The organism is Rhizobium sp. P1_E1 (assembly GCF_056406015.1).
The window spans coordinates 1-4,485 of sequence record NZ_JBFUAY010000300.1; the positions used below are offsets into that span (position 1 = coordinate 1).

The 4,485-nt window shown below is 65.5% G+C and carries 6 protein-coding genes; 5 read left to right on the plus strand and 1 reads right to left on the minus strand.

From position 1 onward, the window contains the following. The 3 genes from AC1D1Z_RS34380 to AC1D1Z_RS34390 all read left to right on the plus strand — a co-directional run. Positions 1-510: precorrin-8X methylmutase (locus AC1D1Z_RS34380; protein ID WP_477853261.1), on the plus strand; the 510-nt coding region annotated here is incomplete at its 5' end. Continuing rightward, positions 507-1,238, plus strand: a complete 732-nt coding sequence (locus AC1D1Z_RS34385; protein WP_047618190.1) for a precorrin-2 C(20)-methyltransferase — start codon at positions 507-509, stop codon at positions 1,236-1,238. The genes AC1D1Z_RS34380 and AC1D1Z_RS34385, both read left to right, overlap by 4 nt. Further along, positions 1,235-1,999 carry a precorrin-3B C(17)-methyltransferase gene (locus AC1D1Z_RS34390; RefSeq protein WP_018246215.1) on the plus strand — a complete coding sequence of 255 codons (765 nt, stop codon included), beginning with the start codon at positions 1,235-1,237 and terminating at the stop codon, positions 1,997-1,999. Before AC1D1Z_RS34385 ends, AC1D1Z_RS34390 begins: the two co-directional genes overlap by 4 nt. Here AC1D1Z_RS34390 and AC1D1Z_RS34395 read toward each other — a convergent pair. Further along, a complete protein-coding gene (locus tag AC1D1Z_RS34395) occupies positions 1,963-2,733 on the minus strand; it encodes a cobalt-precorrin-6A reductase (protein ID WP_446968439.1) in 771 nt (256 codons plus the stop codon). The two genes, AC1D1Z_RS34390 and AC1D1Z_RS34395, sit on opposite strands and share 37 nt — an antisense overlap. On the opposite strand from AC1D1Z_RS34395, the gene cbiE reads away from it, so the two are divergent. Both cbiE and AC1D1Z_RS34405 read left to right on the plus strand, forming a co-directional pair. Further along, positions 2,732-3,964, plus strand: a complete 1,233-nt coding sequence (cbiE, locus tag AC1D1Z_RS34400; protein WP_477853263.1) for a precorrin-6y C5,15-methyltransferase (decarboxylating) subunit CbiE — start codon at positions 2,732-2,734, stop codon at positions 3,962-3,964. The two genes, AC1D1Z_RS34395 and cbiE, sit on opposite strands and share 2 nt — an antisense overlap. Before the next feature lie 4 nt (positions 3,965-3,968). Further along, positions 3,969-4,485 (plus strand): cobalt-precorrin-4/precorrin-4 C(11)-methyltransferase (locus tag AC1D1Z_RS34405; RefSeq protein ID WP_477853265.1); only part of this gene is annotated, 517 nt, incomplete at its 3' end.

Below are 4,485 nucleotides of genomic sequence, written 5' to 3' on the forward strand. Positions count from 1 at the left end.
ATCCATGCCTGCGGGCTGGTCGAGGCAGCGGAGCATTTCCTGTTTTCCRCCGATTTCGTCAGCGCAGCGCGCGATGCGCTGAAGGGTGGGGCGCCGATTTTCTGCGACGCGGAAATGGTGTCCCAGGGCGTCACCCGGGCGCGGCTGCCGGCGCTGAACGAGGTGATCTGCACGCTGCGCGATCCCGCGACACCGGAGCTTGCGCGCGAGACCGGCAATACGCGTTCGGCCGCCGCCATGCATCTCTGGCTCGATCGGCTCGGCGGCAGCGTTGTCGCGATCGGCAATGCGCCGACCGCCCTCTTCCATCTGCTTGAACTCCTGCGCGACGGCGCCCCGAAACCCGCGGCGATCCTCGGCATGCCGGTGGGCTTCGTCGGCGCGGCGGAATCCAAGGATGCATTGGCGGAAAATTCCTACGGCGTACCCTTTGCCATCGTCCGCGGCCGGCTCGGCGGCAGCGCCATGACGGCAGCCGCCATCAATGCATTGGCGAGGCCGGGCCTATGACGACAAGCGGCCGTCTCATCGGCGTTGGCACGGGTCCTGGCGACCCGGAGCTCCTCACCCTCAAAGCCGTGCGCGCCATCGAAGGCGCGGATGTGATCGCCTATTTCGCCAAACAGGGCAGGGGCGGCAACGGCAAGGCGATCGTCGAGCCGCTGCTGAAATCCGGCGTGACGCTGCTGCCGCTCTATTATCCGGTGACGACCGAGATCGACAAGAACGACGAACGCTATCAGAGCCTGATCACCCAATTCTACGATCTGTCTGCCAAAGCGGTCGCCAGGCATCTCGATGCCGGGCTGACCGTCGCCGTTCTCAGCGAAGGCGATCCGCTCTTCTACGGCTCCTATATGCACCTGCATGTCAGGCTTTCCCAGCGCTACCCGACGGAAGTGATCCCCGGCATCAGCGCCATGTCAGGCTGCTGGTCGCTTGCCGGCATGCCGATCGTCCAGGGCGACGACGTGCTTACCGTACTGCCCGGTACGATGGCTGAGACCGAGCTGACGCGCCGCCTCGCCGATACGCAAGCCGCCGTCATCATGAAGGTCGGCCGTAATCTGCCGAAGATCCGCCGGGCGCTCGCAGCGGCCGGCCGGCTTGCGGAAGCCGTCTATGTCGAGCGCGGCACCATGGCGAATGCGGCGATGGAAAAGCTCGCCGACAGGACCGATGGCGACGCGCCGTATTTTTCGCTGGTGCTGGTCCCGGGCTGGGAGGCGAGCCGATGAGCGGCAGGCTTTTCGTGATCGGCACCGGTCCCGGCAATCCCGAGCAGATGACGCCGGAGGCTTTGACCGTCGTCGACCAGGCAACGGATTTCTTCGGCTACGGACCCTATCTCGACAGGCTGCAGCTCCGCGACGATCAGCTGCGCCATGCCTCGGACAATCGCGAGGAGCTCGACAGGGCGGGGGCAGCCCTCGCCATGGCGGCTGACGGCGCGAAGGTCTGCGTCGTCTCCGGCGGCGACCCCGGCGTCTTCGCCATGGCTGCCGCCGTCTGCGAGGCAATCGAGAACGGGCCGGCCGCCTGGCGCTCGGTCGATCTCACCATTCTGCCCGGCATTACCGCGATGCTGGCCGTGGCGGCAAGAGCCGGTGCCCCGCTTGGCCACGATTTCTGCGCCATATCGCTGTCTGACAATCTAAAGCCTTGGAATATAATAGAAACCCGCCTTGAACTGGCAGCAAAAGCGGGTTTCGTCATCGCGCTCTATAATCCGATCAGCCGAGCGCGGCCGTGGCAGCTCGGCGACGCCTTCAAGCTGTTGCGCAACCATCTGCCCCCAGCAACGCCGGTTATTTTCGGGCGCGCGGCCGGGCGCCCCGACGAGCGCATCGCAGTCCAGCCGCTGTCGCAGGCGGATGCGTCGATTGCCGATATGGCGACCTGCATCATCATCGGCTCGGCCGAGACACGCATCGTCACGCGGCCAGGCCGACTGGACCTCGTCTATACGCCGCGTTTCATGGCGGGAGGAAACAGGTGATCGATCGCCGCCAGCGCCGCCTCGACAGTTTCCACCGCTTTGACGATCGAGGCCGGAGCGCGCGCCACCATTATCACCTCGATACCGAGCAGGCGGGCTGCCTCGATCTTCGCATAGGTGGCGGCACCGCCGCTGTTCTTGGCGACGATGACGTCGATATCGTGCTGTCTCAGCAGATCGCATTCGCCTTCCAGCGTAAACGGACCGCGATCAAGGACATAGTCGACATTCGCAAGCGCAAGCGGCGGTTCGACGGGATCGACGCTGCGAATGAGATAATGATGTTGCGGTGCGGCTTCCGCATGATGGGCACCCTGCCGGCCCGTCGCCAGGAAGACATGGCGGGGGGAGGGGCCAAGCGCATCGATGGCAGCCGGAATGCTCTGCACGTCCCGCCATCGATCGCCCGGCCGGCGTTGCCATTCGGGACGGCGCAGTGCGATGGCAGCGATACCGCTGGCCTCAGCCGCGAAAGCGGCATTGGCCGAAATGCGCTCGGCGAAGGGATGCGTGGCGTCGATCAACAGGTCATATCCGCCGGCCTTCAGGAAAGCGGCGAGTGCGGTAGCGCCGCCGAAACCGCCGATACGAACCGGAACAGTCTGCATGGCCGGTTTTTCGGTGCGACCGGCAAGCGACAACAAAACATCGCAATCATCCCGCGCCGCGAGCGCCTCGGCAAGCAGCCGCGCCTCGCTGGTGCCGCCGAGGATCAAGATGCGGGGTCGTCCCATGTCTGATGTCGCTCCTCCGTCCGGTCAGCGTTGGCTGACTATTATCGGCATCGGGGAGGATGGTCCAGAAGGGTTGGGCGAGGAGGCGAAGAGGCTGATCGCGACCGCATCCGCCGTCTTCGGTGGCGCGCGGCACCATGCGCTTGCCGCGTCGCTGATCACATGCGAAAGGCTTTCCTGGCAGAGCCCGTTCGAGCGCTCGGTCGACGCTATCCTCGAAAGGCGCGGCACGCCTATTGTCGTGCTCGCCTCTGGCGATCCCTTCCTCTATGGCGTCGGCGCAACGCTCTCCCGCCATGTGGCAGCGGAAGAGATGCGCGCCATCCCCGCAGCATCAGCCTTCAGCCTTGCCGCCTCCCGCCTTGGCTGGCCGCTGCAGGACGTCGCGACGATCTCGCTGCATGGACGGCCGATCGGCCTGATCCAGCCGCATCTGCACCCCGGGCGGCGCATCCTCGCGCTGACCTCGGACGACAAGGGCCCCCGTGAACTGGCTGCCCTGCTGACTGCTGCTGGCTTCGGTCAGTCGCGACTTACGGTGCTCGAGGCGCTTGGCGGTGCTCGGGAACGGCAAAGAAGTGCTGTGGCTGCGGATTTTGATCTCGTGGACATCGATCCCCTGAATGTCTGCGCCGTCGATGTTGCGGCAGGGGAGGGGGCTCGCATCCTGCCTTTTGCCGCAGGGCTCGAAGACGAACTGTTCGAGCATGACGGACAGATCACCAAACGTGAAATCCGGGCGATGACGCTTTCGGCGCTCGCGCCGCGTCACGGCGAGCTGCTCTGGGATATTGGCGCAGGCTCGGGATCGATCGGCATCGAGTGGATGCTGGCCGATCCCAGCCTGAGGGCAATCGCCGTCGAACAATCGCCGGAACGGGCCGCACGGGTCGCCCGCAATGCATCCGCCTTCGGCGTACCGCATCTCGCCGTCATTGAGGGTACGGCACCCGATGCGCTGAAGGGCCTGCCGGAACCGGATGTGATCTTCCTCGGCGGCGGCGGCAGCGAACCGGGCGTTATCGATGCCGCGATTGCCGCGCTAAAGCGAGGAGGGCGGCTTGTTGCCAATGCCGTGACGCTGGAGATGGAAGCGCTGCTGCTCAGTGAACATGCCAAACGCGGCGGCTTCCTCACGCGAATCGAAATATCGCGCGCCCAGCCCGTCGGCGGCATGACCGGCTGGCGGCCGGCCATGCCGGTAACGCAGTGGCGCTGGACGAAAGGATGACGAGATGACGGTGCATTTCATCGGCGCGGGACCAGGTGCTGCGGATCTGATCACGGTGCGTGGCCGTGATCTCATCGCCCGGTGCCCGGTCTGTCTCTATGCCGGCTCGATCGTCTCGGCCGAACTGCTGCAATATTGTCCGGCGGGCGCGCGCATCGTCGATACGGCGCCGATGTCGCTCGACGAGATCGAGGCAGAATATCTTCGCGCTGCCGCGGCGGGCCAGGATGTCGCCCGGCTGCATTCCGGCGATCTCTCGGTCTGGAGTGCGGTCGCCGAGCAGGTGCGCCGGCTTCAAAAACACGGCATCGACTATACGATGACGCCAGGCGTTCCGGCYTTTGCCGCCGCAGCCTCAGCCCTCGGCCGAGAGCTGACGATCCCGGCCGTGGCGCAGAGCCTGGTGCTGACCCGCGTTTCCGGCCGCGCGTCACCAATGCCGAACGACGAGACACTGGCAAAATTCGGCGCGACAGGCGCCACGCTGGCAATCCATCTGGCAATCCACGCGCTGAAGCAGG

Coding starts and splice junctions, on each gene's coding strand:
- AC1D1Z_RS34395 (WP_446968439.1), bottom strand. CDS start 2,733: ATGGGACGACCCCGCATCTTGATCCTCGGCGGCACCAGCGAGGCGCGG.
- AC1D1Z_RS34385 (WP_047618190.1), top strand. CDS start 507: ATGACGACAAGCGGCCGTCTCATCGGCGTTGGCACGGGTCCTGGCGAC.
- cbiE (WP_477853263.1), top strand. CDS start 2,732: ATGTCTGATGTCGCTCCTCCGTCCGGTCAGCGTTGGCTGACTATTATC.
- AC1D1Z_RS34390 (WP_018246215.1), top strand. CDS start 1,235: ATGAGCGGCAGGCTTTTCGTGATCGGCACCGGTCCCGGCAATCCCGAG.